At 42.7% G+C, this 25,920-nt stretch carries 23 protein-coding genes and 3 tRNA genes; 13 read left to right on the top strand and 13 right to left on the bottom strand.

Annotated elements, in window-relative coordinates; all coding sequences use genetic code 11:
- Window positions 1-10: 10 nt before the first annotated feature.
- A tRNA-Val gene (locus tag HXT58_RS03995) sits at window positions 11-84 on the bottom strand.
- 118 nt (window positions 85-202) lie between these two features.
- Between HXT58_RS03995 and HXT58_RS03990 the strand changes: the two genes are divergently transcribed.
- Genes HXT58_RS03990 through HXT58_RS03980 form a run of 3 tightly spaced genes read left to right on the top strand, consistent with a single transcriptional unit; the run spans window position 203 to window position 3,295 of the window.
- A complete protein-coding gene (locus HXT58_RS03990; protein WP_415706194.1) occupies window positions 203-1,720 on the top strand; it encodes a DivIVA domain-containing protein in 1,518 nt (505 codons plus the stop codon).
- A gap of 31 nt (window positions 1,721-1,751) precedes the next feature.
- Entirely contained in the window at window positions 1,752-2,498 is a 747-nt protein-coding gene (recO, locus tag HXT58_RS03985) for a DNA repair protein RecO (protein ID WP_101885947.1), read from the top strand.
- Between the two features lie 2 nt (window positions 2,499-2,500).
- Complete coding sequence (locus HXT58_RS03980; RefSeq protein ID WP_101885948.1) at window positions 2,501-3,295, top strand: isoprenyl transferase; 795 nt, start codon at window positions 2,501-2,503, stop codon at window positions 3,293-3,295.
- 17 nt (window positions 3,296-3,312) lie between these two features.
- On the opposite strand, the gene HXT58_RS03975 is transcribed toward HXT58_RS03980, so the two are convergent.
- Window positions 3,313-4,545: a M20 family metallopeptidase gene (locus HXT58_RS03975; RefSeq protein ID WP_415706197.1), complete on the bottom strand. Its 1,233-nt coding sequence runs from the start codon at window positions 4,543-4,545 to the stop codon at window positions 3,313-3,315.
- Window positions 4,546-4,619: 74 nt separating this feature from the next.
- A complete protein-coding gene (locus HXT58_RS03970; RefSeq protein WP_004105145.1) occupies window positions 4,620-4,985 on the bottom strand; it encodes an MTH1187 family thiamine-binding protein in 366 nt (121 codons plus the stop codon).
- Window positions 4,986-5,176: 191 nt separating this feature from the next.
- Between HXT58_RS03970 and HXT58_RS03965 the strand changes: the two genes are divergently transcribed.
- The 8 genes from HXT58_RS03965 to HXT58_RS03930 all read left to right on the top strand — a co-directional run bounded on the left by HXT58_RS03965 (window position 5,177) and on the right by HXT58_RS03930 (window position 12,306).
- Window positions 5,177-6,697, top strand: a complete 1,521-nt coding sequence (locus HXT58_RS03965) for a glycine--tRNA ligase (protein WP_004105144.1) — start codon at window positions 5,177-5,179, stop codon at window positions 6,695-6,697.
- Window positions 6,698-6,766: 69 nt separating this feature from the next.
- Window positions 6,767-7,921 (top strand): tRNA dihydrouridine synthase DusB, encoded by a 1,155-nt coding sequence (gene dusB, locus HXT58_RS03960; protein ID WP_415706199.1) that lies wholly within the window; start codon window positions 6,767-6,769, stop codon window positions 7,919-7,921.
- Between the two features lie 202 nt (window positions 7,922-8,123).
- Window positions 8,124-9,335, top strand: a complete 1,212-nt coding sequence (gene ftsZ, locus HXT58_RS03955) for a cell division protein FtsZ (protein ID WP_032835254.1) — start codon at window positions 8,124-8,126, stop codon at window positions 9,333-9,335.
- Window positions 9,336-9,359: 24 nt separating this feature from the next.
- Complete coding sequence (locus tag HXT58_RS03950) at window positions 9,360-9,818, top strand: cell division protein SepF (protein ID WP_004105139.1); 459 nt, start codon at window positions 9,360-9,362, stop codon at window positions 9,816-9,818.
- A 159-nt stretch (window positions 9,819-9,977) separates the two neighbouring features.
- Complete coding sequence (trmB, locus tag HXT58_RS03945; RefSeq protein WP_116442639.1) at window positions 9,978-10,796, top strand: tRNA (guanosine(46)-N7)-methyltransferase TrmB; 819 nt, start codon at window positions 9,978-9,980, stop codon at window positions 10,794-10,796.
- A 107-nt stretch (window positions 10,797-10,903) separates the two neighbouring features.
- Window positions 10,904-10,975, top strand: a tRNA-Glu gene (locus tag HXT58_RS03940).
- 289 nt (window positions 10,976-11,264) lie between these two features.
- Window positions 11,265-11,945, top strand: coding sequence for an ECF transporter S component (locus tag HXT58_RS03935; protein ID WP_032835265.1), 681 nt, complete (start codon window positions 11,265-11,267; stop codon window positions 11,943-11,945).
- 287 nt (window positions 11,946-12,232) lie between these two features.
- Window positions 12,233-12,306, top strand: a tRNA-Ile gene (locus tag HXT58_RS03930).
- Window positions 12,307-12,386: 80 nt separating this feature from the next.
- On the opposite strand, the gene HXT58_RS03925 is transcribed toward HXT58_RS03930, so the two are convergent.
- Together HXT58_RS03925 and HXT58_RS03920 are read right to left on the bottom strand one after the other, a co-directional pair.
- Window positions 12,387-13,289 (bottom strand): carbohydrate kinase family protein, encoded by a 903-nt coding sequence (locus HXT58_RS03925; RefSeq protein ID WP_004105130.1) that lies wholly within the window; start codon window positions 13,287-13,289, stop codon window positions 12,387-12,389.
- Window positions 13,290-13,572: 283 nt separating this feature from the next.
- Window positions 13,573-15,168 carry an aminopeptidase P family protein gene (locus tag HXT58_RS03920; protein ID WP_415706201.1) on the bottom strand — a complete coding sequence of 532 codons (1,596 nt, stop codon included), beginning with the start codon at window positions 15,166-15,168 and terminating at the stop codon, window positions 13,573-13,575.
- 278 nt (window positions 15,169-15,446) lie between these two features.
- Between HXT58_RS03920 and HXT58_RS03915 the strand changes: the two genes are divergently transcribed.
- Entirely contained in the window at window positions 15,447-16,904 is a 1,458-nt protein-coding gene (locus HXT58_RS03915; protein WP_415706203.1) for a bifunctional folylpolyglutamate synthase/dihydrofolate synthase, read from the top strand.
- Window positions 16,905-16,917: 13 nt separating this feature from the next.
- Here the strand turns inward: HXT58_RS03915 and HXT58_RS03910 are convergent, their stop codons facing one another.
- The 4 genes from HXT58_RS03910 to HXT58_RS03895 all read right to left on the bottom strand — a co-directional run bounded on the left by HXT58_RS03910 (window position 16,918) and on the right by HXT58_RS03895 (window position 21,668).
- Window positions 16,918-17,646, bottom strand: a complete 729-nt coding sequence (locus HXT58_RS03910) for an aspartate/glutamate racemase family protein (RefSeq protein ID WP_116971412.1) — start codon at window positions 17,644-17,646, stop codon at window positions 16,918-16,920.
- A gap of 35 nt (window positions 17,647-17,681) precedes the next feature.
- Window positions 17,682-18,923 carry a carboxylate--amine ligase gene (locus HXT58_RS03905; protein WP_116442641.1) on the bottom strand — a complete coding sequence of 414 codons (1,242 nt, stop codon included), beginning with the start codon at window positions 18,921-18,923 and terminating at the stop codon, window positions 17,682-17,684.
- Window positions 18,924-19,057: 134 nt separating this feature from the next.
- Entirely contained in the window at window positions 19,058-20,863 is a 1,806-nt protein-coding gene (locus HXT58_RS03900) for a UDP-N-acetylmuramoyl-L-alanyl-D-glutamate--2,6-diaminopimelate ligase (protein WP_415706205.1), read from the bottom strand.
- 25 nt (window positions 20,864-20,888) lie between these two features.
- Entirely contained in the window at window positions 20,889-21,668 is a 780-nt protein-coding gene (locus HXT58_RS03895) for an exonuclease domain-containing protein (RefSeq protein ID WP_101885954.1), read from the bottom strand.
- Window positions 21,669-21,946: 278 nt separating this feature from the next.
- Here HXT58_RS03895 and HXT58_RS03890 point away from each other — a divergent pair, with 278 nt between their 5' ends.
- Window positions 21,947-22,495, top strand: coding sequence for a sigma-70 family RNA polymerase sigma factor (locus tag HXT58_RS03890; RefSeq protein ID WP_415706227.1), 549 nt, complete (start codon window positions 21,947-21,949; stop codon window positions 22,493-22,495).
- Between the two features lie 68 nt (window positions 22,496-22,563).
- Here the strand turns inward: HXT58_RS03890 and HXT58_RS03885 are convergent, their stop codons facing one another.
- The 4 genes from HXT58_RS03885 to HXT58_RS03870 form a co-directional block, all read right to left on the bottom strand.
- Window positions 22,564-22,638: a 50S ribosomal protein bL37 gene (locus HXT58_RS03885; protein WP_369803150.1), complete on the bottom strand. Its 75-nt coding sequence runs from the start codon at window positions 22,636-22,638 to the stop codon at window positions 22,564-22,566.
- A gap of 137 nt (window positions 22,639-22,775) precedes the next feature.
- Window positions 22,776-23,276 (bottom strand): Cys-tRNA(Pro) deacylase, encoded by a 501-nt coding sequence (gene ybaK, locus HXT58_RS03880; protein WP_004105119.1) that lies wholly within the window; start codon window positions 23,274-23,276, stop codon window positions 22,776-22,778.
- Between the two features lie 176 nt (window positions 23,277-23,452).
- Window positions 23,453-24,508, bottom strand: coding sequence for a type I glyceraldehyde-3-phosphate dehydrogenase (gene gap, locus HXT58_RS03875; protein ID WP_004573912.1), 1,056 nt, complete (start codon window positions 24,506-24,508; stop codon window positions 23,453-23,455).
- Between the two features lie 372 nt (window positions 24,509-24,880).
- Complete coding sequence (locus tag HXT58_RS03870) at window positions 24,881-25,678, bottom strand: thiamine diphosphokinase (RefSeq protein ID WP_032842390.1); 798 nt, start codon at window positions 25,676-25,678, stop codon at window positions 24,881-24,883.
- Between the last annotated feature and the right edge of the window lie 242 nt (window positions 25,679-25,920).

Genomic DNA, 25,920 nt, shown 5'->3' with positions numbered 1-25,920 from the left:
AAAAAGAAAGTGGGCGATGAGGGACTCGAACCCCCGACATCCACCGTGTAAAGGTGGCGCTCTAGCCAGCTGAGCTAATCGCCCGTTCGCAACAAATTAAAAACATACATGATGGTGTGTACGAATGCAACGTGTGGCGCGCGTCGTAACAATCGCGTACAGTATACTGAATAAGAACATGTGCTCAGGAGGTCGATATTCGATGGCTCAGAAACCTGATACCGCTCGTAATGCTTCAGCAATGGAGCGTGTGGGTAAGCGTAAGTTAGGATATAACGTCGCGCAGGTGAATGCTTTTCTAGAGCGCGCTCACACTTTGTACGAAAGCGATGAAGCTCGACTCACGCAGAAAGATATTCAAGAGGTTTCTTTTGACTTGGAGCGTAATGGTTACATTATTGGTCAAGTTGATGCTGCGTTATCGCGTTTGGAACGTGCGGTAGTAGATAAGTGCACTGAGCAAGAATTGGCGCAATGCGGACGAGTTGCATGGAAAGCTCGTGTAGAAGCGCTTTATCGTAAACTTTTGCAACATGCTCAAAGAGATTATCGCGATCGTTTTGATCGTGGCTCTTCGCGTCACCCATCTTATGCGCGTAAACAAGTGGATATTATGGTCGATCAAGCCTTAGATAAGATTGCTCTTATGCTTGGTCATGAGCTTGAGTGGGAAACAGACAAAGAAACATTGCAAGATATTGATTCTGCTTATGTTTCTAATGTGATTTTTACGCAGAAAAATGGTAAGCACGGTTATGATGAGCGTCAAGTTGATTATTATTTAAACGCTTGTGTGCGTTTGCTTAGCAGCTTGGAATCTTTTGAGCGTGTAGAACAGTATGTTGATGCGGATAATAGTAGTTCCTCATACTCTCGAGCAGAATCTGAATCTTATTCTGCTCCTGCTTCTGTTCCTCCTTCCGTTCCACCTTCTGTTATTCCTGTAACTAAAGCTGAAGAGCCTGCTAAATCTTCAGAATCTACGGAATCTTATAACCATTATGAAGAGCCTGTTCCATCATTTGCTCCTTCAATAAAGCCTGCATCTGATTTCAGTGCTGCTTCTGCCGCTTCTTCCGCTTCTGCCACTGAACCTTCTGCTTCTTCAATATTCAAACCTGTTGAGGATGCTGTGGAAGATGAAGACACTGCGGATAGGTTGCCTAAGATTGCACCTCGCTCAATACCTAGCGTGCCAAATCATGATAAACAAAGCATTTTTGCTCCTGTAGATTATGCTAATCAAGATTCCAATGATTCGTTTGAAGCGTTAAATAAGTCTGAGCGCGCAATATTTACACCTCATGCTGCTGCAAGTAAGCCTTCTAATGTTCTTAACGATACTGATAGCAATGACGAGCTTTTGCAAAGCGCTACAGTAATGCGAAACTCTTCTGAATCTTCTGTACTACCTCCTTCTTTCACTCCTGCAGCTCGTAATCGCAATAATTCACCTGCACCTAAGCCTGTTGCGGCTCCTGCACCGGCTCCTGCTGAGTCAATTCCATCATTTGCTCCTCAAGATCCTGCACAGCATTCGTCGCAGCATTCCTCGCTTAATATTCCGGAGTTGCATGTTTCTGATTTGCAACCGAGTAAGCCATTGAGTTTAGATATTCCAGATTTGTCATTCCCAATTATTGGCCATATTGATGAATCTACTAATTTCGGTAGCTCTTCTCAAAGCGACGACGATTCGGAAAATAACGATCGTAATTAATCTAACTATTAAAAAAGATATAGTTTGATTCATGCCATTGTATCGCGATGAAGCTGTTGTGCTTCGTACTTTTCCTTTAGGTGAAGCGGATAGGATTGTTGTGCTTCTTACTAAGCGGCATGGTAAAGTTCGTGCTGTTGCGAAGGGAGTTCGTAGGCTTAAATCACGTTTTGGTGGTCGTCTTGAGCCGCTTATGCGTGTTGATTTGCTTCTTGCGCAAGGTAAATCTTTGGATGTAGTCTCGCAGGCTGTTTCTATTGCTGCTTATGCTGGTGAAATTTGTGCAGATTATACGTCCTATGAGTATGCAAACGTCATGCTTGAAGTTGTGGATTTGCTTGTTTCTAACGAATATACAGATGAATACAGGCGTGAATATCAAGATACGCTAGGGCAGTATCGTCTGCTTACTGCGGCTTTACTTTCATTGTCTAAGCATAAGCATTCTCCTGATGCTATTGGCATGTCGTATATATTGCGAGCATTGTCATTAGCTGGGTGGTCTCCGCGACTACAGGCTTGTGTTGTATGTGGAAAAAATGAAGATTTATGCTATTTTTCGCCTTGCACAGGTGGAATGATGTGTGCAAGTGATCACACTCCGGATTCAATAGTTTGTGCTAATTCGACGCGTTTGCAATTGTGTGCGCTTGCGCAAGGAAACTGGTCTGTTCTTGACGGAGTGTCGGTTGATTCTTCTACTATGCGATGCGTTCAGCAATGGGCTGAATATTATCTTGAGCGACCTATTCGTTCGATGGGGTTGTTACATTCGTAAGTATGGCTTTTGAAAACGTGGATTATACGTCGCTTGATATTCCAGCGGCTCCTTTTAGTGACCCTTCTCGCATACCAGATTTTCCTAAGGGCAAAGTGCCTCGTCATGTCGGTGTGATTATGGACGGAAACGGACGCTGGGCAAAAGAGCGCGGAATGATTCGAACCGAAGGTCATAAAGCTGCAGAACCGGTAGTTTTTGACGTTATTGCAGGAGCTATAGAAGCAGGAGTTCGCTATTTAAGCTTATACACTTTTTCTACCGAAAATTGGAAGCGATCTCCGCAAGAAGTGCGCTTTTTAATGGGATTTTCTAGGGAGATTATTCATAGGCGAGTTGCACAAATGAACGAGTGGGGAGTGCGAGTTCGTTGGGCAGGTCGTCGTCCTCGTTTGTGGAAGTCTGTTATTGACGAGTTGGAAAAAGCGCAAGAAATCACCAAAAATAATAAAACTATTGACGTTGTTTTTTGCATAAATTACGGCGGTCGTGCAGAAATTGCGGATGCTTGCGCACAAATTGCGAAAGAAATTCGAGACGGCAAAATTAAAGGCGATCGCGTAAGTGAAAAAATGATTGCTGAGCACTTGTATAATCCGGATATTCCAGATTGCGATTTGGTGATTCGCACTTCCGGCGAGCAGCGCACTAGCAACTTTTTGCCTTGGCAAGCATCCTACGCGGAACTTGATTTTGTGCCGGAACTATTCCCGGATTACGGCCGCGAAGCGCTGTGGAGATCAATCGACCGTTATGCGCATCGCGACCGCAGATTTGGTGGCGTAAAAAACGCCTAGTATCTCACTAAGATTTGTTACTTTTCGTTAGCGAGCCAAGCGCAAGCTGCTACGACTGCAGCTTCTAATCCGCGATTAAGAGTGGGCTGCAAATCTGGGGCGAATGCCGGATTGTGATTTCCAGGAGCATTCTGCATATCCGCAAAACCACCTAAGCCCCAGTAAGCGTAAGGAGTTTTAAAAGCGTTCGCGACTATAGAAAAATCTTCCGAAGCAGAAGCGCGCGAAATATCTACAGAATCTTCTCCAAAGTATTCATCAAAAGCTTTACGCACGCGCAAAGACGCATTCTGATCATTATTCGTAAGCGGATAGCGATCATAATACGTAAACTCTGGTTCTTTAGGGCATCTTGCAAGCTCGCACTCTCCACGCACAATTCGTTCAATAGCATTGTGCACAAATTCTTGAGTATCTTCGCTATAAGTTCTTGTGTTAATTAAAAGCTCGGCATCATCAGGAATAATATTCGACTTACTTCCTGCATTAAGCGCGCCAACTGTAACAATTGCGTAATCTTTAGCTGCAAGTTCGCGAGAAACAATCGTCTGCAATTTAAGCACAATTGATGAAGCAACAACCACCGGGTCAACGCTCAACTCAGGCATAGAACCATGCGAACCTTTACCAAAAATGTGCACGCGAATCGAAGCTGCAGTAGTTAAGAATGCGCCCGAACGAATACCGACTGTTCCTGCAGGAATAGCACCCAACACATGCTGACCAAGGTAAACGTCGGGCTTTGCAATCATGCTCGTAATGCCATTTTCCACCAAGTCTTTTGCGCCTTGAGCTGTTTCTTCTCCAGGCTGAAAAACGCCAATGTACGTTCCTCTCCAAGCATCTTTATGTTCATTAAAAGCCTTCAAGGCACCAAGTAGGCTGGAAATATGAAAATCGTGACCGCAAGCGTGTGAAACTCCAACCGTTTTGCCATTTTCGTCTTGCGTGCTAACTGTTGAAGTGTAATCTTTTCCTGAATTTTCTTTAATTGGAAGCGCATCGATATCCGCTCTCATAGCAACAACAGGACCTTCGCCGTTTTTAATTTCTGCCACAGCGCCTGTTTTTCCAACTCGCTTTGTTTCAATCCCAACTTTGCTAAGAATATCAATAATTGTTTGAGCTGTATGATCTTCTTTCATTGACAGTTCAGGATGTTGATGAAAGTATTTGTATTGTTTTTCTCGTTCTGCTTGGGTTTCATCTAAATCGGATAATATTTTTTGAACTGCCGTAAGTTGCAGCATAAATTCCTGCTTTCCTTTGTTTTATTATAACTTTTTTGAGTTTTGAGATTATTTGAGATTATTTGATTTCAGTTTTATTCTTCTTTATTTCGTTCGTTGAGAATTTTATCTACAAGCGCACTTTTTGCGTCAATTTGATTGCTAAAACCAGGGCGAATATCTAATTTTAGTATTACTCCGGTACGGTATCCTTTGCTGACTAAAGCCATTGTAGCGTCTTTTACAACGCGCATAACGTCATCAAATTCGCCCTCAATATTCGTGAACATTGCGTTAGTTTCGTTCTTTAATCCAGAATCGCGAATTACTTGTACGGCATCCGCCACGTACTCGCTCAACTCGTCTCCGACTCCGCTTGGAGCAATACACAACGCTGCGACCGTGTTAGTTTTGTGAGCGTTTGTGTGGTCGTTTGTATTCCCGTTATTATTTTCACTCATAGTAACAATCCCTTTAAAATCGTAATCTTACGCAAATTTAGCAAAACAAGACAACGCCAAATAATGCGTCAACAAACTTATAAATTTGCGTTACTTTAACAGTTACTTTAACAATTTTACAAGCGTCACAGGGTTTTTCTATAATAGCAACGTTTTCACCCGAATTTTCTAGTTTTACGAAAAGGTGTATTGTGGCTGTTTCAAAGCTTGATGAAGTCGTCTCCTTGGCTAAGCGTCGAGGATTTGTGTTCCCAGCCGGCGAAATTTACGGTGGCACGCGTTCTGCGTGGGATTACGGCCCACTCGGTGTTGCGTTGAAAGATAATATCAAGCGCGAATGGTGGCGCTACATGGTGACCACGCGTGGAGATGTTGTTGGAGTGGATACTTCCGTTATTCTGCCTTCACAGGTGTGGGTTGCTTCCGGTCACGTTTCCGTGTTTAACGATCCTTTGATTGAGTGCTTGAATTGCCATAAGCGTCATCGTGCAGATAAGTTGGAAGAGTCTTATGCTGAAAAGCATGGCGACAAAATGCCAGAAAATGGATTAAAAGACATTGCTTGCCCAGATTGCGGTACTCGCGGAAACTGGACTGAGCCACGCGACTTCAACATGATGCTTCGCACTCATTTAGGACCGGTTGAAGACGAAAATAGCTTGCATTATTTGCGTCCAGAAACAGCTCAGGGCATTTTCGTTGACTTTAAGAACGTCATGACTTCTACTCGTCAAAAGCCACCTTTCGGTATTGCAAATATTGGTAAGTCTTTCCGTAACGAAATTACGCCTGGAAACTTCATCTTCCGCACTCGCGAGTTTGAGCAGATGGAAATGGAATTCTTCGTAGAGCCTGGAACCGACGAAGCTTGGCACCAGTATTGGATTGACACTCGCGTGCGTTGGTATGTTGATTTGGGTGTGAAGCCAGAAAACTTGCGCATGTATGAGCATCCTAAGGAGAAGCTCAGCCACTATTCCAAGCGCACTGTCGATATTGAATACAAATTCGGCTTCCAAGGTTCGGATTGGGGAGAGCTTGAGGGTATTGCAAACCGTACTGACTACGATTTGTCTGCTCATGCTAAGCATTCCGGCGAGGATTTGAGCTACTTTAACCAGGCTACTGGCGAAAAATATGTGCCTTACGTTATTGAGCCTGCGGCTGGTCTCACGCGCTCGCTTATGGCATTCTTGGTTGATGCTTACGACGTTGACGAAGCTCCAAACACTAAGGGCGGAGTTGACAAGCGCACTGTTCTTCGACTTGATCCTCGTTTGGCTCCTGTTAAAGCTGCAGTTTTGCCTTTGAGCAAGAAGCCAGAATTGCAAGCTGTTGCTCAAGATTTGGCTGCAGATTTGCGTCAGCATGATTGGGTTATCGATTACGATGAGGCTGGTGCTATTGGTCGCCGCTATCGTCGTGAGGACGAAATTGGTACTCCTTTGTGCGTAACAGTCGACTTCGATACTTTGGAAGATCATGCTGTTACAATTCGCGAGCGCGACACTATGCAACAAGAGCGCGTTTCCTTGGACAAGGTTGCAGATTACGTTGCTAGCCGAATTAACGAAAAACGTGTTAAGTATCCGCAAGGTCCTGTTGAAATCGTTGGTACTCGTGCAGCCGACGGTGCTACGGATATTGCTAAAGAAGCTGGCGAAGACGAGTCTAAGCCTGTACAAATCGCTACTGCTGGCGGATTGTACTAATACGCGTTTGAGTAGTGCTTAAGCATTAATAAGCAAAATTATTATTATAGTGAACGGAGTTAAAGCAATATGAATTTTTCTATAAAACCAGTGGATTTAGGGAAAGTTCATATTGCAACTCCTGTTGTTCTATCTCCAATGGCTGGGATCACTAACTGGCCATTTCGCGTAATTTGCCGCGAATTTGGTCCGGATGGGCTTTACGTAGCAGAAATGATTACAGCGCGAGCTTTAGTTGCAAGAAATCCAAAAGCGCTTAGACTTTGCCGTTTTGCTCCTAGCGAAAAAGTGCGCTCTTTGCAGCTTTATGGTGTAAATCCTTCTATTGTTGAGCAGGCAGCTCGAATTGTTGTAGACGAAAACATGGCTGACCACGTTGACTTAAACTTCGGTTGCCCAGTTCCAAAAGTGACGCGACGCGGTGGCGGTTCTGCTCTTCCTTGGAAAACTGATTTGTTGCAAGAAATTTTGCATCGCGTTGTTTCTATTTGTGAGCCAGCAGGAATCCCTGTTACGGCTAAATTCCGTGTTGGAATTGACGAGAATCATGAAACTTTTATTCAAGCTGGTCATATTGCACAAGAAGAAGGATGCGCTGCTGTAACTTTGCATGCTCGCACAACTGCAGAATATTACGGTGGTCATTCAGACTGGCAACGTATTGGGGAGCTTGTAGAGGCGCTGAATATCCCCGTTTTTGGCAATGGTGATATTTGGGGTGCGGAAGATGCGCTCGCAATGTTTAAGGAAACTGGTTGCGCTGGCGTTGCTATCGGTCGAGGATGCCAAGGTCGCCCATGGTTGTTTGCTGATATTCGCAATGCTTGCGAAGGTAGCGATAATCGTGTGAATCCTACTTTGGCAGAAGTTGGTTCCGTTATTTTGCGTCACTTGAAGCTTTTAGTTGAGTTTTATGATGGTGACGAGCGTATGGCTGTTCACGACTTGCGTAAGCATGTTGCTTGGTATTTAAAGGGCTTTCCTGTTGGCGGTGGCACTCGTAAAGCGTTTATGGAGTGCGAGTCGATTGAGGATGTTCAACGTAATCTCGATATGCTTGATGGTTCTCTTCGTTTGCCAGAAAAGGTGTTAGACACGCCGCGTGGACGAGTTAGATTTGCTAAAAAAGTTCATTTGCCGTATGGGTGGTTAGATTCTCGTACAACTAGTCACGAAGAGCGAGAGGCGTTATTTGGTGATGATCCAATGGATGCAAGTTACTAATGTTTTCTAGGGCTTTCGTCATTTTTTTGCTCTGATTATTTCGAGAATATTCTATTAAAATCACCTTGTGCTCATATTTGCATATAGCACGGTGTATTATCAAAGCAGTGACATTTTTTCAGTTTATTGTGAAAACGTCGTCAGTATCGAGCGTTTTGCGCTAAAATATTGTGTAAACGTGCGTGAGTGACAGGAGATAACGGTGAGCGAGATTGCCCAGACTGACAATTTCAACGACAAAACCATCATCAAGGTAGTCGGCGTCGGTGGTGCCGGCGGTAACGCCGTCAATCGGATGATCAGCGAGGGCCTACAGAATGTAGAGTTTGTGGCCATTAATACTGACGCTAAAGATTTACTGCGTTCTGATGCTGATGTAAAGATTTCATTATCTGATGCTTCGAGCCGAGGCTTAGGCGCTGGTGCTGATCCTGAAAAGGGTGCTAAGGCTGCGCAGGATCATCAATCAGACATTGAAGAGGCACTTAAGGGTGCTGACATGGTGTTTGTTACCTGCGGTGAAGGCGGCGGCACAGGTACTGGTGCAAGCCCAATTGTGGCTCGTGCAGCTCATCAGCAAGGTGCTTTGACTATTGCTGTTGTTACACGTCCATTCGGTTTTGAAGGACCACAACGTGCTGCATCTGCAAAACTTGGTATCGAGAATCTTCGCAAAGAAGTTGACGCGTTGATTGTTATTCCAAACGATCGTCTTTTGGAAATTTCTGATCGTACTATTGGAATTATTGAAGCATTTAAGACGGCAGATACTGCGTTGCTCGCAGGTGTGCAAGGCATTACTGATTTAATTACCATGAATTCTTACATTCATGTTGATTTCTCTGATGTTACAGCTGTTCTTCGCGGAGCAGGTACCGCATTGTTCGGTATTGGTGCTGCAAAAGGCGAGGATCGTGCAACTCAGGCAGCTGAAATTGCTATTAGCTCCCCATTGCTGGAAGAAAGCATTGAGGGTGCTCACGGTGCTTTGATTAATATCGCAGGTCCAAGTGATTTGAAGCTTCAGGAAGCTTCTGCTGCAACTGAACTTGTTCGTAAAGCTATTCATCCAGAAGCTCAAATTATTTGGGGTCTTTCCCTCGATGATTCTTACGGCGATGAGGTTCGAGTTACGGTTATTGCTGCTGGATTTGATGCTCATCCTAAGGCGGAGGAGTCCTCAGCTAAAGCTGGTCAGTTTGTTGATATGCAAGCAGATGTTAAGCCTGTAGCTCCTGCACAGTCTACCTCATCTTTCAAAGAGGAAGCTCAAGCTGCTCCACAAGTAGAACAACCTGCTTCTATGCCTTCTATGTTTGAGCCTGCAATGAATCAGCAATATTCTCCTGCGGCAGCTCCTGTACAGCAGCCTGCTGAACCTGACGAATTAGATATTCCTGATTTTCTGCGTTAAGCGTGACGAGAGGAGGGTTGCTTCATGGCTGGCTTTATGAAGAACGTGATGTCATACGTTGGTATGGCAGATGTGCCTGAGGATGATGATTATGCTGAATCTGATGTTCAAGAAACGTCATTCGATAATGATCGCTCGGTAACTCCTGCTGTGTCGCAACATGGTAATGATTTACGTGGTGGTTCTGCTCGTGCGAATGCTAGTCGTATGAGTCGTATCACTACAATTCATCCTAAGTCTTACGATGATGCGCAAATGGTAGGTCGTGCTTTGCGTGACGGTGTTCCAGTGGTTTTAAACCTTACTGGTGTAACTGAATCGGTTGCGTATCGTATTGTTGATTTTTCTGCTGGAGTTGTATTTGGTGTTCGCGGTTCTATTGAGCGTGTGACTCCTAGGGTATTTTTGCTAAGCCCAGCACAAGTGAATATCAAAGTAGAGGATGCTCCGAACGACAATACTGCGCGTGACTTGTTCTCCTAAAAATTGTATTTGCTAAAGAATTAATTGAGCAGCGTTTGTTTAACAACTTTCGCTGCTTTTTTATACTTTTTGGTAGCATAAAAGCGATGCGTACGAGCATGACTAAAATCATGCGAATTTAAACTAAAGGCATGTAACCCAAATAACGAAAGTAATCTCATGAGCACTGAAAATGAAAACGAAAACACTATGCAAGCCAAGCAACGCACTGTATTGTCATTTGTGCGTCGTTCTGGGCGCTTAGATGCGCGTTTACAGCACGCTCAGGAGCGTTATGCAAGTCAGTACCTGCTAGACGTTACTGAAGCGCCTGGCTCATTTAGATTGCGCGAAAATTTGAATATTACGCATGATTGGATTAGCGATAAGTGGGGGAATGATAATCCGCTTATTGTTGAAATTGGTTCCGGGCAAGGCGAAAACATTGTTGCCGCAGCTGAACGTTTGCCGGAAACTAACTTTTTAGCGCTTGAAGTTTATGATCCAGGCGTTGCTCACACAATGCTTCTTGCTGGAAAGCAAGGTTTGACTAATCTTCGTATTGCGCAAATTAACGCTCCTGATTTCTTCGCTGCGTGCGACTGCGGAGTTTTAGAAGAAGTTTGGACTTTCTTCCCGGATCCATGGCCTAAAATGCGCCACCATAAGCGTCGTATTGTGCAGCCAGAGCTTGCCTCTACAATACACCAGGCGTTGCGTAGAGGGGGTGCGTGGCGCATTGCTACAGATATTGAGGACTACGCTTTGCATGTGCATGAGATTATGGATTCTCGCGAAGATTTTGCAAATATTGGCGAATTAAGCGCAAGTCTTCCAATTGAGCATGTAGGGAAAGGTACAGCTGATACTGCAGCAGCTCTTCCGCACGCAGATTTTAGCGAGTCTGAGCGCTTTGCTGGTCGAGTTCTTACGAATTTTGAGCGCAAAGGCTTGGAAGCTGGTCGCACGATTCACGACTTCACCTACATAGTACAATAATGCTTTGCCGCCGCTGTTCTCGTAGCTTTGCAGTTGTACTTAGCCTCAACACGCCGTGAGTTGCGCGACTCTTTTTTGAGTGTTAATATCATATGGTTTGGTTCGAAGCCCCCTTCGTCTAACGGTTAGGACACCAGACTTTCAATCTGACAACAAGAGTTCGACTCTCTTAGGGGGTACAAATTACAACGCCGCTGGGTTTCCAGCGGCGTTTTTCGTTTTTCGTATTTCTGATTTTTGTATTTCTATTTTTACTGCTTACCCTATTTTTGCGCAGCAATTAGTTTTTCATATATTTTTTCTATAAATCGATATAACATCTGACAATGTATTAAATATCACAAAAGGTATGTTGTGCTTTTTAGAGATGATACACTTTCTCATTGGTACTTCTGCCCGGGCTGCGTAGGTCAGGAAGTATTCAATTCAGTAATTTACAATGCGCAGCAGCTTAAAAAAGGATTTCCTATGAGCGATATTTTCAATACAAATAATAATGGATTAGAATCATCTAATTGTGTAACGGATCAAGTGGATAGTAATGCTGCTTCTAGTATTAATAGGGTTGTAAGCATGCGTTGGCGTGTTGCAGATATCGCATTAGGTGCTGCTCTTGCTGCTGTTTTTGGCGTTATCTTGTATGGCTATGGCTTGGTGTTTATTCCTTTGATTCGTACTTTGAATGCAGCTGTTCTTCCTGGTTTTGCAAGCATCACGCATGGTGTTTGGTATTTGTCTGGAACTCTTGCAGTTTTGCTTATTCGTAAACCAGGTTCTGCAGTGTATGTAAATGTTGTTGCAGCATTTGTACAGGTGCTTCTTGGAACTCCGTTTAATATGCGAGATACGCTTATTTCCGCACTTTTGCAGGGTGTGTTTGCGGAGATTCCGTTCTTAATTTTCCGTTTGCGAAAGTTTAATTTGACTTTAAGCGTTGTATCTGGATTATTGGTAGCGTTTGAGTATGGAGTTTACTTAACATTTACTAAGTATCAAGGTAAGGCTCCAACTTATATTACTATTCACATGCTTAATGAGCTTATTAGTGGATTGCTGCTTTCTGGAGTGCTTGTGTGGTTTGTGTATTTAGCTTTGCGCAAAACTGGTGCTCTTGATAACTTCGCATCTGGACGTTCTGACCGAGCTTGAAATCATCGGGATTTCAAGCTCCTTCAGAGCGTCGAGCTTGCTCAGGTTGAAAGCACGGTGTGCTTTCAACGCAAGCGAGGTCTGCCTTCGTCGTTATTGACGGAGGCAGATTTTGGTTGGTGTGGTTTTGTGTTGGGTTTTGTTTTTGTTTGTTTGGATTTTGACCGAGCTTGAAATCATCGGGATTTCAAGCTCAGTAATCCTAAGCAAGGTCAAAAATTCGACTCACTGAGTTGGCGACGTTTATGGGTATGTGCTAATCTAGTCGTTGCTAACTTTGTTAGCGTGGGGCTTTAGCTCAGTCGGTTAGAGCAGCGGACTCATAATCCGTCGGTCCAGGGTTCAAGCCCCTGAGGCCCCACAAGATATTAATAATGCCACTTCATTATGGTTTATGAAGTGGCATTTTTGTATCTTATAATTTAAATTTTATTTTTTGTTCTATTTGTTATTTTCTGCCAATGACAAGTAATCTGGTATTTGTTTTGGATACTTAGGCCATGCTCCTTCTTGAGTGCACACGAATGCTGCAGTATTAACAGCTGCGCGATGCGCCTCTTGTAAGCTTTCTCCTTTAAGAATATGCGCTGTGAATGTTCCTGAGAACGAGTCCCCAGCACCAACTGTGTCAAGAACGTCAACGTGTGGAGTTGGGATAGTTGAGCTTTCTCCAGTGCTAGTAGTAATCGTACTAAAAGTAGAGCCGCCTGTAAGAATCACATAATCTAGTGCATAACGAGCTTGGAACCACTTGCAAGCTTCCTCGTCTGAAGTGTCGCGAATATTGAACATGTCGCGCAATAAGAATAGTTCCGAATCATTAAGCTTAAATACTGTGGCTTCTTGAAGTAATGTGTCAATAAGATCCTTAGAGTAGTGATCGCTTCTAATATTAATGTCGAAGAACTTCATTGCTCCAGGCTTAGTATGCTTTAACAATTGTAAAATTGTGTCGTGAGTTTCTTGAGAACGTAAGCTTAGAGTGCCAAAACATACTGCATCTGCTCGTTCTACTAAATCAATGAGTTCTCGAGTGTAAAGAATATGATCCCATGCTATATTTCGTAGAATAGTGTACTCTGGTATTCCATTTTTTAGTGTTACTTCTACAGTGCTTGTTGGCCAAGCGTTGCGTTGAATAATTGAAGCGATGCCAGCTTTGTTTACTTTGTCAATCAGCTCATCGCCGAGTTGGTCTTGACCAACAGCACTAATCATGCAACTTTGCGCTCCGTGACACTGTGCGTGATATGCAAAATTTGCTGGCGCTCCGCCAACACGTTTTCCGTGTGGGAGTAAATCCCATAAAAGTTCGCCGAGTGAAAGAACAATTGGCTTAGTCATAAATATTCCTTTCGCGCGCGTCAGTGCAGCAAATTTGTAGAGCTATACTTTTTACTAAATATCTTCTCGCTTCTTCAAAAGCATTTTGATGCAAATTTTGCTTGTAAAAATGCTATATAAACAATTATGGTGCGCCCTTTCGATAAGTAACATGCGCAATGCGTGTTACGTTTCTATAGAGCGCACCATAAGTGCCATATTGCGTACGTTTAACTTAGCTTATGCTGGCGTACTATATTATTATTTCGTTTTATTATATTTTTCTATTATTTTGATTTGCTGCTTAATGTTGGAAAATATCACTTTTGTGAGCTTGTTCAGCCATCCATGCTTCTACATCATCGATTTGCTTTGGAATGTCAATAGAAAGCCATTCTGGACCGTTTTCAGTCATTAGCACATCATCTTCAATACGAATTCCAATTCCGCGCATTTCTTCAGGAAGCATCAAATCGTTAGCTGCAAAGTATAATCCTGGCTCAATAGTGAATATCATTCCTGGAGTAATTTTTGCGTCCTGATAAGACTCATAGCGTGCTTGTGCGCAATCGTGCACATCCAAACCAAGATGATGAGCCACGCCGCAAGCGTGCCAACGACGATGCTGTTGACCTTCTGGCGAAAGTGATTCTTCAACGCTAACTTTCAAAATTCCCCATTCGTGTAAGTGTTCGGCTAGAACGCGCATGCAAGCATGGTGAATATCGGAGTAGGTTGCACCTGGCTTAGCTGCCTCAAAACCGGCTTGTTGAGCGTCAAGAACGCACTGGTAAAGCTTCTTTTGCAAGTCAGTGAATTTGCCATTTGTTGGGAAAGTGCGTGTAATGTCAGCAGTGTAGAGGCTGTTAACTTCAACGCCGGCATCAATAAGTAGCAATTCTCCGCTGGAAACAACGCCAGTATTGCGCATCCAGTGCAAAATTGGTGCGTGCTTGCCTGAAGCAACAATAGTGTCGTAGCCTACTTCGTTTCCTTCCTCGCGAGCAACAGAATTAAAAGCACCCTCAATCATGCGCTCGGAATGCTCATGACCTAAAGCATTAGGCAAACGCGTAAGCATGCGGTCAAAACCAAGTTTTGTGGCTGCAATAGCTTTGCGCATTTCGCGAATTTCGTAGTCGTCCTTAAGCATTCGTGCTTCTGCAGCGAATTCGTGCAATTTGTCGTCTGCGCAAGAGTTTGCATCTTCATCAGTAAATCCACTTGCTTCGCGCATTGTTTCAACTTTTGCAGTAAGCTCAGGATCCGTTTCTCGAACAATTCGCACGCGAATGCCCTCACCATTAGCGTCGTCGCTTACATTCTTTGCAATAGCGTCGTCAAGTTCTGCAATATCGCGCGTTTCAATGCCGGTCATTGCTTTAAGTTCTTTTAAGCCTGCACGAGGGCCGACCCAATATTCTCCATAGTGAGGATCCTTGTAAAATGCTGAAGTGCTGTTATCTGCGCGTGGAGCTACAAAAAGCTCAGGTACATGTGTTTTTCCAGCCTTAGCTTCTTCGCTATCTTTGTTGACTGGCTCCATAACAAGCACAGCACCAGCCTCATAGTCTTGACCTAATCCAGTGTAGTAGGCAAATGTAGTGTCTGGGCGGAAAGCATAATCACAGTCGTTATTACGCACCTTTGGTTGTCCTGCAGGAATAACTAAACGTTCGCCTGGGAAACGTTTTGAAAGAGCCTCTAAACGAGCTGGAATATACCTACTAGATTCAAGAGCCTTAACTTCTGACTCCTGGTTATCCCAGTTATTCGTCATAAAATCTTTAAAAGAATCACTGTTTGGACGAAGTGAACGGTTATTTACACGATCTTCTGTCTTTTGTGTTCCGTCAGCCTTTAGCTCTTCGCCGTGCTCAGTTGGCGTATATTCTGCCATTATGAGGCTCCTTAATTTTTGCTTGTTAATTTTTGCTTGCGCAAATTATACAAATAGTAAATAAACAGTCAATAAACTAACATAGTCTTATTTAGTGTTTTATGCGAGTTTTTTAGTGCAAAATAGCAAGATTTTATACGCAATTTACAAAGTGCGTATAAAACGCTTTTGTTATGTGAATATTGTCACAACATATTTATATGCGTGTGTTGTTGGTATCAACTAATCTAGATAGTTGGAAAATGAGTGAGCGAGCGTAAAAATTAGGGGGAGTAGTTATGTCTATTGAAAATCCAAATCGCAATAATGAGCGAATTGTTGATATTGAACGCAATATTATGAGCCGAGCTCCAGAACATAATAAAACTAATCTCGACTTGGACCGCATGCGTCTTATTCTCGATATTTTAGGTCATCCAGAGCAGTCTATGCGTGTTATTCACATAACTGGTACGAACGGCAAAGGTTCTACTGCTCGAATGGCTGAGTCGATTTGTCGAGCATACGGTTTGCGAACCGGATTATATACTTCTCCACATTTGGAGCGCGTAAACGAGCGCATTATGATTGACGGACAGGAAATTAGTGACGATCAGTTCGTTGATGTGTGGGATCAAATGAAAGACATTATCGACATGGTTGACGCTCGCATGGAGGCTGACGGTAAGCCAAAAATGAGCTTTTTTGAAGTGCTTACAGCCATGGCAATTTGGGCTTTTGCGGATGCTCCTGTTGATGTTGCTGTTATGGAAGTTGGCATGGGTGGTGAATGGGATGCCACCAATGTTATGAATGCTGATGCTGCAATTATTGGGCCGGTTGATATGGATCACATGCAATGGCTTGGAAACACTGTTGAAGAGATTGCTCGCACGAAGACTGGTATTATTAAGCCAAATTGCACTGTTATTTTGGGTCCTCAGCCGCATGAAGCTAAGGTTTTGCCAATTATTAAGGAAGTTGCGGAGCGCAATCATGCTACATTATTGCGCGATTCTTCTTATGGCGATGGCGAACTTGAAGTTGTGTCTCGTACTCCTGCAGTTGGTGGACAGGTTGTTACTTTGCGTACGCCTCTTGGCACTTATGAGGATGTTCCGATTGACAAGTTTGGCAAACATCAGGCTCATAATGCTTTGGCAGCTCTTGCCGCTGCAGAGGTTGTGCTGCCTGTAAATGGTGCTTTGGATGGCGATTTAGTTGCAGAGGCTTTAAGTCAGGTTAAGGTTCCTGGTCGTATTGAGCAGGTTCGTACTTCGCCGACAATCATCATTGACGGTGGACATAACGTGAATGCTGCTGAGTCTCTTCGCGAAACTATTGAAGAAAACTATCATTTTGAGCAGCTTATTGGCGTTGTGGCAATGATGGCAGATAAGCAAGTTGAAGAATACTTGGGTGTTCTTGAGCCTATTTTGACGAAGATTGTTGTTACGCGTAATTCTTGGCGCGACCGTGTAATGGATCCAGAAGAGCTCGAAAAGATTGCTGTAGGCGTATTTGGCGAGGATCGCGTAATTCGTGTTGACGAGTTGCCGGATGCTATTCAAACTGCCGTTGATTTAGTTGATGAAGACGATGAGCTTGGTGTGGGCTATGGTCACGGAGTGCTTATTTGCGGTAGTTTCGTCACTGCAGGAGACGCGCGCACAATGCTTGTTGAGCACGTGAATCCGGATCTAAAAAAGCCAAAGGATCAGCGCGTAGCAATCCACCCAAATATTGACGAGTCCTGATAAGCTATTTTTGCTACTTCATTCGCAAAGATTTAGCTTTTTCTACAGTATTTTTTACAAGTACTGCTTGAGCGTCAACTAACGGTATTTGCGGAAGAGGGAAAGCTTCATTAAGCACACTTAATTCTGTGCAACCCAAAATAAGTGCGTCGCAACGGCACGCTCCTGCAGGGTCGAGCATGTCGCTTAAAACGGACTCGTAACGGCGTAGATTAAGATCGCCTGTGCCTTTTACATCATCATAAATAAGTGATGTAATGCGTTTTTGCAAATCGTCGTCTGGTGCTACGAATGTGTATCCTGCTTCTTCTATAGCGCGCTGATACACTCCAGCTTTACGCGACCCTGCAGTACCTAAGAATCCAATACGGTTACATTTAGACTTTGGGTAACGTTTAGAAACTTCAGCTACAGCACCACGCGGCATATGCATAATTGGCACATCGGTGAGTGCTTGGAACTTATCGTAAAAGTAATGCGCAGTATTGCACGTGAGCACAATAAATGAAGCACCCATCGCAGTTGCTTTAGCTATGTCGTCTGCAAGAGTAGGGAATGGGCTTTCGGATGATTCGCCAACAATATATGCTGTTCTATCTGGCACAGAAGCATCATTGAACACCACATAATCTAAAAACTCTTGATCATTATGCGCATGCGTTTCTTTGTTAAGTAAACGAATATAGCTTTCTGTTGCAAGTGTGCCCATGCCGCCAAGTACAGCAAAAAACGGACGTTTCATTGTCTCATATTCCCTTCAAAGTTACGTAATAATTTTCACGCTTTATTGCGGAAAAATTCTGCATAACGTCTTGTGTAAATTGAAAACATATGACGAATCATCAACCAGCGTAGCAGATTCATATCTTTTTTATATTCTAGCGTAGTGCCCCAATCGCCGCGACGAATCATATTAAGACCGCGCTTCTTTTCATCGCCTTCTGCTACATAATTGCAAAATATCGATCGCGGAATCTCCATCCACAGCTTTTCTCCACGGCCGAACACAGTATTCCCGTCAAAAGGCTTATGGTCAATTAAATCTTCAACAAAATATTTAGCAATATTAAATCCGTTTAAAGTGACGAAATAGCTTGAACGTCCTTGGCGTAAATTGATTTCAAAAAGCTTATACTTTCCGTCTCTCTCATCGTATTTCATATCAAAATTAGCTACGCCAACGTAACGTATATCTTCCAAAAATGCTTTAATATTTTGGAAAACTTCCTCATTGTAGTCTGGAATAATAGCTGCATAATTGCCGATTGCTTCTGGAGTTGGATCCTCCAGTAGAGGGTGTCCTAGAAACATCATGCGCACATGATGATTGCTATCAACGTAAGCATTTAGCACACGCATGCGGCTGTCGTCTCCAGGAATAAAGTCTTGCAAAATCATTTCATCATCGTAGCCAGCTTTGTACGAGCGTTGAATAAGAGTATCAAGTTCTTGCGGAGTATTGATAATAAAAGCTTTTTTACGTCCCTCAAAATCAATATCAAGCCATTTAGTGCTATTTGCTGGTTTCATAGCAATAGGGAAGCTGAATGGCAAATCTTCATAAGCGTGCGCTGCTACTTCTTGAGCGTTTACAACTTTAGTTTTTGGATGAGGAAGATTGTATTTTTCACAAGTTTTATAGAATGAGCTTTTAAGGCTAAGCTGGCGATTGAGCGAATTTGGCAATGTGTGGAAAGCAAAATATTCGTGCAATTCATCACCGCATTGGCTTAGAAGGTTCGCATATACGTCGCCGCAAGGAATAAGCAGAAGCTTGGTATTAGGATGCTCTTGATGCCATGATTTAGCAAAATTAAGCATTGTATTGCGGAATGTAGGAAGTTCTCCAAAGCCTGGAACAATTCTCACATCGACAATTTTGCTAAATTTCGTAGGTGAAAGTTGGAAGTGCGCAAAAGCAATTGAAGTAATGCCATATTCTTCATGGAATGCTCGAGCCATGCCATATGCGTTTATATCGCTACCGAGTAACACAGGTTGGAATTGTTGATTATTCATTTGTATCTTCTTCATTTGTTTTAATTTGTTATTTAACTTGTTTGTTATTTAGTTTGTTAGCTAGCTTGTTATTTAGTTTATGTAGTAATTGCGTTTATTTTATTCGTATATTTTCATACTTTCGCATAAGCGTATTACAGACCAAAAAGACGCTTTATTACGAATGAATCACCCTCATACGGCACATGCTTTCGTTTGTTTTTAATCCAACGTTCATCGCCCTTACCAATAGCAAGAAGAATGTTTAATTTTCCATTTTTTTGTTCGCTGTTTGCAGCATCGTTGTAAGCGTATTCTATTGCTTCAGCTCTGTCGATAATAATGCGTGAAGAAACATTTGGGTCCGTAACATAACTTTGCATATCCTCGCAAATATGCATTACGTCTTCAGTATCAGTATCTTCAGTAGTGAAAATAAACTGTTCTATGCGGTTTTGCGCTGCTTCAACAATTTCTTTACGACGGTCGACAGCTTTATCTCCTGTGGAACCAGTTATTAGCGTAATTCGAGGATTAAATTTGCCGTAGCGCTCTTCTACAAAGTCAAGAACTGATTTTGTAGAAATGTAGTTATGCGCATAGTCGACAACTGCAATCATATTTGAGTGCGTGTCTTTGAAAACTTCCATGCGTCCAGAAATTTTCACGTTCTCAATAGCGTGTAATGCGTGTAAATCAGTATCTTGATTAATTCCCAATTCTCCTGCAATAGCGATTGCAGCTAAAGCATTTTCGTAGTTAAAATCTCCTGCAATAGACAATGCGAATTCGTCAATAGGGCAGTAGTGCACGTCTTCTTCGTAGTCGTTATCTTCATAGTCGTCGTCTTCGCTTGAGTCTCGCATAGCGATGCAGTGTGATTCACTATTTTCTACTGGCATTGCAATGTAGTCAGGAGTAAGTAATTCTGTGTAGTCATCATCGTTAGCAGGAGCGCAATAATTTATGCGATCGTCGTCAATATCATCGAAATTGTCATTTTCGCAAGCGTCGCTTTCTATTTCATCTTTTTTAATGCGAGCAAAAGTTGTTACGAGCACATTGTTGCGTTCTGCATCTTGTAAAAGAAGATCTGCGTGATCTGTATCAGAATTTAATACTAAACGCTTAGTATTTGCAATAATTTGTCGTTTGCAATACAAGTAATCTTCAAAAGTTGGGTGTTCAATAGGGCTAATGTGGTCTGGGCTAATGTTTAAGAATGCTGCAACATCGAATTTAAGACCATATACGCGATTCACCTTATAAGCTTGTGAAGAAACTTCCATAACAAGATACTTCATGCCGTTATCTACAGCTTCGCGCATCATTTTGAAAGCATCAAAACTTTCAGGAGTAGTTAAATTAGATTCAACGTAATTTTTTCCGTCTACGCAATTATCTACTGAAGAAAACAGTGCTGCTTTACCGTGCGAATGGGAGTTTAGAATAGCGTGAGTAAAGTAGGCTGTAGTTGTTTTGCCTTTAGTTCCAGTAATTCCAACAATAGTGAGTTTTTCTTGTGGATTTCCAAAGAATGCTGCTGCAAGCACGCTCATTGCTTTTTTAGCATCCGTAACAATTAAACCAACAGCTTTTGTGTATTGTGCGTAGCTTTGTTCAGCAACATATGCAGCAAGTCCTTTGTTGTCTGCATTTAAAAGATATTCCGACTGAAAATTGCCTTTAATAAACAGAAGTGTCCCAGGTGTAATATCGCGAGTATCGTAAGTTGCGTTAGTAAAGCACTCATCTGCATCAATATTTGGGAAATAATACGGATTTAAAGACCATATTTCATTGCGAGAATGAGTAGAGTCTACAGTTTTTTCTTTAGTATTAGCAGTATTAGCACTATTAGTATCTTCTGCTTTACAATATTGAATCATTTCGCGCAACAAACCATAGTGTTGCAAAATTTCACTTGCGCTTGCTAATGACAACGTGTTATGCATGATCATAATTTACTTCTTTTCGCCAAATGTTTTATAGCCATGTTCCAGTAATAGGCTCACGTCCGTGAGATTGCAGCCATTGATTGAAGCTATCTCGCCAATTAATATAAGCTTCGCGCTGCCAATCCATCATAGTATTCAGCCTCATGCAACTTACTGACTCATATAGTTTGCTCATTGGAGCAATCAAATCAAGAGCTGCAACTGTGTCTGCTGTAGCATCGTGGAAATCTCCGATTGGTTCAACTCCATAAAATTGAGATGTAATAGTGAGAGTACGCTTGCCGGATCTTCTAGAAACAGCTCTATCGATAACAAGAGGATCAACAGTAAGAATGTCATTAGCGTTTAGTGCATGTATTGAACAAGTTGCGCGTTCTTCTAGCGCAGTAAGATGCCAACGCTTCAAGTCGTGACGTAACATTGCAATATCAAATGGAGCGTTATAAGCAAGTAGTGGAATATTCTTAGCTTGAGCCATGCTTACTGCGCGTGCAAGGAATTCAAGTTCTTCTTCAGGCTCTCCGCCGTGTTCTTGAAGGTATTCGTCTGTGAAACCATTTACTTCGCTTGCCTTAGGATTCATAGGCTGATGAGGGTTAATTAACCAAGTTGATACCACATCTCCATCGTGAGCTAGTTCAGGATTGCGTAATACTAGAGTTGCAGAAACAATGGCATCTTTACCAATATTTGCACCTGTAGTTTCAGTGTCGAAACCAAGTAACCATGATTCAGCAAGTAATGTATTCTCAGCTTGCTTAGGTGCTAAATCTAAAGCATTTAACAATTCTTGAATATGAGTTGGCATAGTCACAATACTACCGCAATGTCACGCAATGTCACACTATGCCGCGCTGCGTTATTGTGCTGCGCTGTGTTATCATCTCGCTCTGCGCTACACTATGCAACACGATAAATCAGTAGCGATATGTGCAAAGTAAAAGTATTATTGACTATATGGGTGAGCAAATCGAGAAGACAAATGTTATGTGCTCTAAAAGCGTAAGAGCTAAAAAACAAAGTGCAAAAAATCGTAATGCTCGCTTATTTAGTGATCGTTTAGTAGATACTAAGCAAAGTTCTGCAATGGAAAGTCGACGCAAAAGATTTGAACAACTTGTATCTACTTGCGTTGATCCTTTGTACACTCAAGCTATGCGTCTTACGCAAAATGCGCAGGATGCGCAAGATTTAGTGCAAGATACTTTTGAGCGTGCTCTTAAATCTTTTGAAACTTTTCAGCCTGGCACAAATTTTGCTGCCTGGATTAACAGGATTGAACGAAATTTGTATTTTAATCAGTACGCGAAAGCAAAACGAAGCCCTAAACGTGCTAACGATGAAACTGGCGACTACAATGATTGGGATATTTATGAGGCTTCTAATCATTGCGCAAAAGGAATGCTTTCTGCTGAACAAGAATATTTAGAAGGGTTTGCTCCACAAGAGATTATTGCTGCGCTTAGTAAGTTGCCGCCTGAGCGTAGAAAAGTTTTTATTGAAGTCGCTATTCGAGGTAAATCTTATAAACAAATTGCCCAAGAAGAAGGCGTAAAAATAGGCACTATTATGAGCAGACTTAACCGCGCTCGCATGCAACTTAAACGTGAGCTTTCTGATTATTGTGGTGAATAAAAGTATGCTAAAACGAAAAAGCCCACGATTGACGTGGGCTTTACAGTATGTATAAGCGAATTTATAGCTTAAGCATTTGGCCTTTTGCCATGATTCGCTGCTTTTTTACGACGCGCCTTGCGCTTGCGGCCACGCATACCCATAATGCACTCCTTAACGATTAATGAACAACCTTAGGGATTATCGCACGTTGCCAAGACGTTATATTTGTCAACGTACTAATCTCGTGCGAGTAATCACTTGTTAGTAACAATATTTGCAGTAATAAAGCTTATGTTGCTTATGCTGCTATATCAGCTACAGTTGCGTTTAATAATGTTACGATATCTTGAGGATTAAGAACTACGTCCAATCCTCGTTTTCCTCCAGAAACAAGAATCTCATCAAATTGCATTACGCTACTATCTAGTACTGTTTCATGGTGCGTTTTTTGTCCGAATGGTGAGATTCCGCCAACTACGTAGCCGCTTTCTCGTTGCGCAACTTCTGGGCTTGTCATACTTGCTTTCTTTGCGTGTACTGCTCCTGCAATTGCTTTCATATTGAGACGTCCGTTTACTGGAACAATTCCAACTACTCGCTTTTCACCAGTGTCAACCATAAGAGTTTTGCAAACTTGAGCTGCGCTTACGCCTAGCTTCTCAGCAGCCTCAATTCCATAGCCGTCGTCCATGTGATCAGCGTCATGCTCGTATTGCGCTATGCGGAAGGTGATGCCTGCGTTTTCGAGTTGCGCAATAGCTGGAGTTGCTTTTCCGGTTTCTGCATGTTTTTTACTCATTTTGTTACCGTGCCTTATACTCAACTGTCAAATTGTGTTACATGATATGCTATACCGACTGTTGACTTAGTGTATATTAAACATATAAACCCCTTGTGGAGCTTAGAAAGCAGCACAAGGGGTTTATATATTAAATATTCGCACAACCAGCTATTGCTGATTGATGCTTAGCGAAATCACTCGGAGATTTCAGCGAAGTAAAGAAGAGTGCGAATCATGTTGGAAGTGAAGCCGTACTCGTTGTCGTAGAAGGTAACGGTACGAGCCAAAGTTACACCGTCAACAGTGTTCACGTCGGTCTGAGTTGGATCGAAAACGCCACCGTGGGTGTCGCCGATGATGTCAGAAGACACGATGCTGTCTGCATTGTAACCGAAGTACTCGCAGTTTTCGAAAGCCTTCTTGAAAGCGTCGTTAATTTCTTCAGTGGTTGCTGGCTTCTCAAGAACAGTGGTCAACTCGGTAACAGAGCCGTCTGGAACCTGAATGCGCTGTGCGTGACCCTGGAGCTTGCCGTTAACTTCTGGCACAACCTTGCCGATTGCCTTAGCAGCGCCGGTGGAGTGCTCAATGGTGTTGCAAGCTGCGGAACGGTTATTGCGTGGCTTAGAGCCGCGTGGGCCGTCGAGAATCATCTGAGTGCCGGTGTAGGCGTGAATTGTGGTCATGAAGCCGGACTTGATTCCCCAGTTGTCTTGAAGCAACTTCACCATTGCAGCCATGGAGTTGGTGGTGCAAGAACCAGCGGAAACAATGTTGTCAGAAGCCTTCAAGATTTCGTGATTAACGCCGAACACAACTGTTGGAGTGGTTTCATCCTTAGCAGGGGCAGAAATAAGAACCTTCTTAGCACCCGCGTTCAAGTGAGCCTGGGACTTTTCTGCAGAAGTGTAGAAACCGGTGCATTCGAGAACGAATTCAACGCCATCGTTCTTAACCCATGGAATGTTATTTGCGTCTTTTTCGGCGTAAACCTTGTAAGTCTTGCCATCTACAACGATTGCGTCTTCGGTGGAGGTTACCTCAACTGGGGTGCCGTCATCGTGGCGGAATGTGCCGTGGGTGCTGTCATACTTGAGCAAGTAGGCGAGCATCGAAGGGGTGGTCAGATCGTTGATGGCTGCGACTTCGATGTCACCTGCTTGACCGCCGCGAGCCTGAAGCTCAAAAATACGACGGAATGCGAGACGACCGATACGACCGAAACCATTAATACCAATCTTGACTGTCATGTGGTTCTCCCTTGAGTGAGACCTCGTGCGCAACGTTTTAAGTCGCGCTATTTTCGCGATGAAAACTCACGCATTTAGGTCATCGTTATTTGAATTAACGGTGTTCATTTTAGTGTGCGGTATGTACGAAGAGTTGTAATATAGCTCACTTTTATTGCAATCATGCACTATGAGAACAGTGAGCGTTAACATGCTGTGTTTTATGAGTGTTTTTGTGAATTTTTTGATAGTTTCCAGTTGCGTTTTTGCATAACATTTTACGAATCAATATTGTTCAATTGAACAACGAGTGTAATTTTAAAAAGAAAAAGGCTGACGAGTTTTTCAAGTAAAAGAACCTCGTCAGCCATTTGCATAAACTAAAGTTTGCGCCTATTCGTTATACGTCATTGCTTCAGCAGCTGCAGTAGTCGAATATGTTGGAGTAGTCTCGCTTTCAAGAGGAACTGCTAATGCCTCAGATATAGAAGTATCGACTTCGCCTAAATCTCCAATTGGTCTTTTAAACCAGCTCACCTGTGGTAATGGAGCATTAATAGGGAATGTTACAATAAGTGTTCCTTCATGAACGTCAATATGAGCAGGCGTATTATTTAATAATTCGTTACTTAAACCTTGTACTGCATCTCCATGCATGGTTGCGTGTTTAAGCTGATACTTTAATCCAACTTCATTTACATCATTAGAAACTGGAGTATGAGAAAAAACGGAAACTATGCGCAAATCATCTCCAGATGATGCTGGAAAATCAAGAGATCCATCATGTATTGCTGTAACAATTTGACCGTCGCCGTACAAGAATCCAATTCCGCCGCGGCGCGCTAAACGAACCATAAGTTGAATATTAGAAATAGTATGGTCAACTCGACCACCTAATCCTCCAAAAATATGAAATTCTCGAGAGCCTTTAGCCCAACCAACTTTTAACGCAGAAAGTAAGTCCGGATCATCTTTTTCTGCAGGCAATCTAGTAATAACTGCATCAGTAGGAAGTTTTAATCTAACAGAGTCAAAATCGCCGATGAGCGCATCCACATGCAAACCTAATTTACATGCATGATCCCAGCCTCCATCAGCTGCAATTGTTAAAGCGCGATCTGGCACATGTTCACGCGTATGATCGTAATAATCTCCTGCTGCTAATACTACGCAGCGTTGCAAAGGTTCCATAACAACATAATAACGCTGCATTTGTACTGATGACATACATTTATAACAAGAGTTTATAAGCGTAGTGTCAATCAACATTTGACTACGTTTTATGCCATTTTTCGGATTTGATATTAGCGCATTTGATTGTTTTTATTCCGGCAAATACAGGAATTTTTAGACTAATACTCGCTTAACATAAAGTGCTTGGTGTAGTATTGCATGGCAAGTTAGATTTTCCAAGTTATTATGGATTTTCGTTA

The organism is Gardnerella sp. KA01000 (assembly GCF_049244035.1).
GTDB classification, from domain to species: Bacteria; Actinomycetota; Actinomycetes; order Actinomycetales; family Bifidobacteriaceae; genus Bifidobacterium; species Bifidobacterium leopoldii.
Note: the sequence above shows the minus strand (reverse complement) of the source record. Positions and strands in the feature narration are given on the sequence as shown.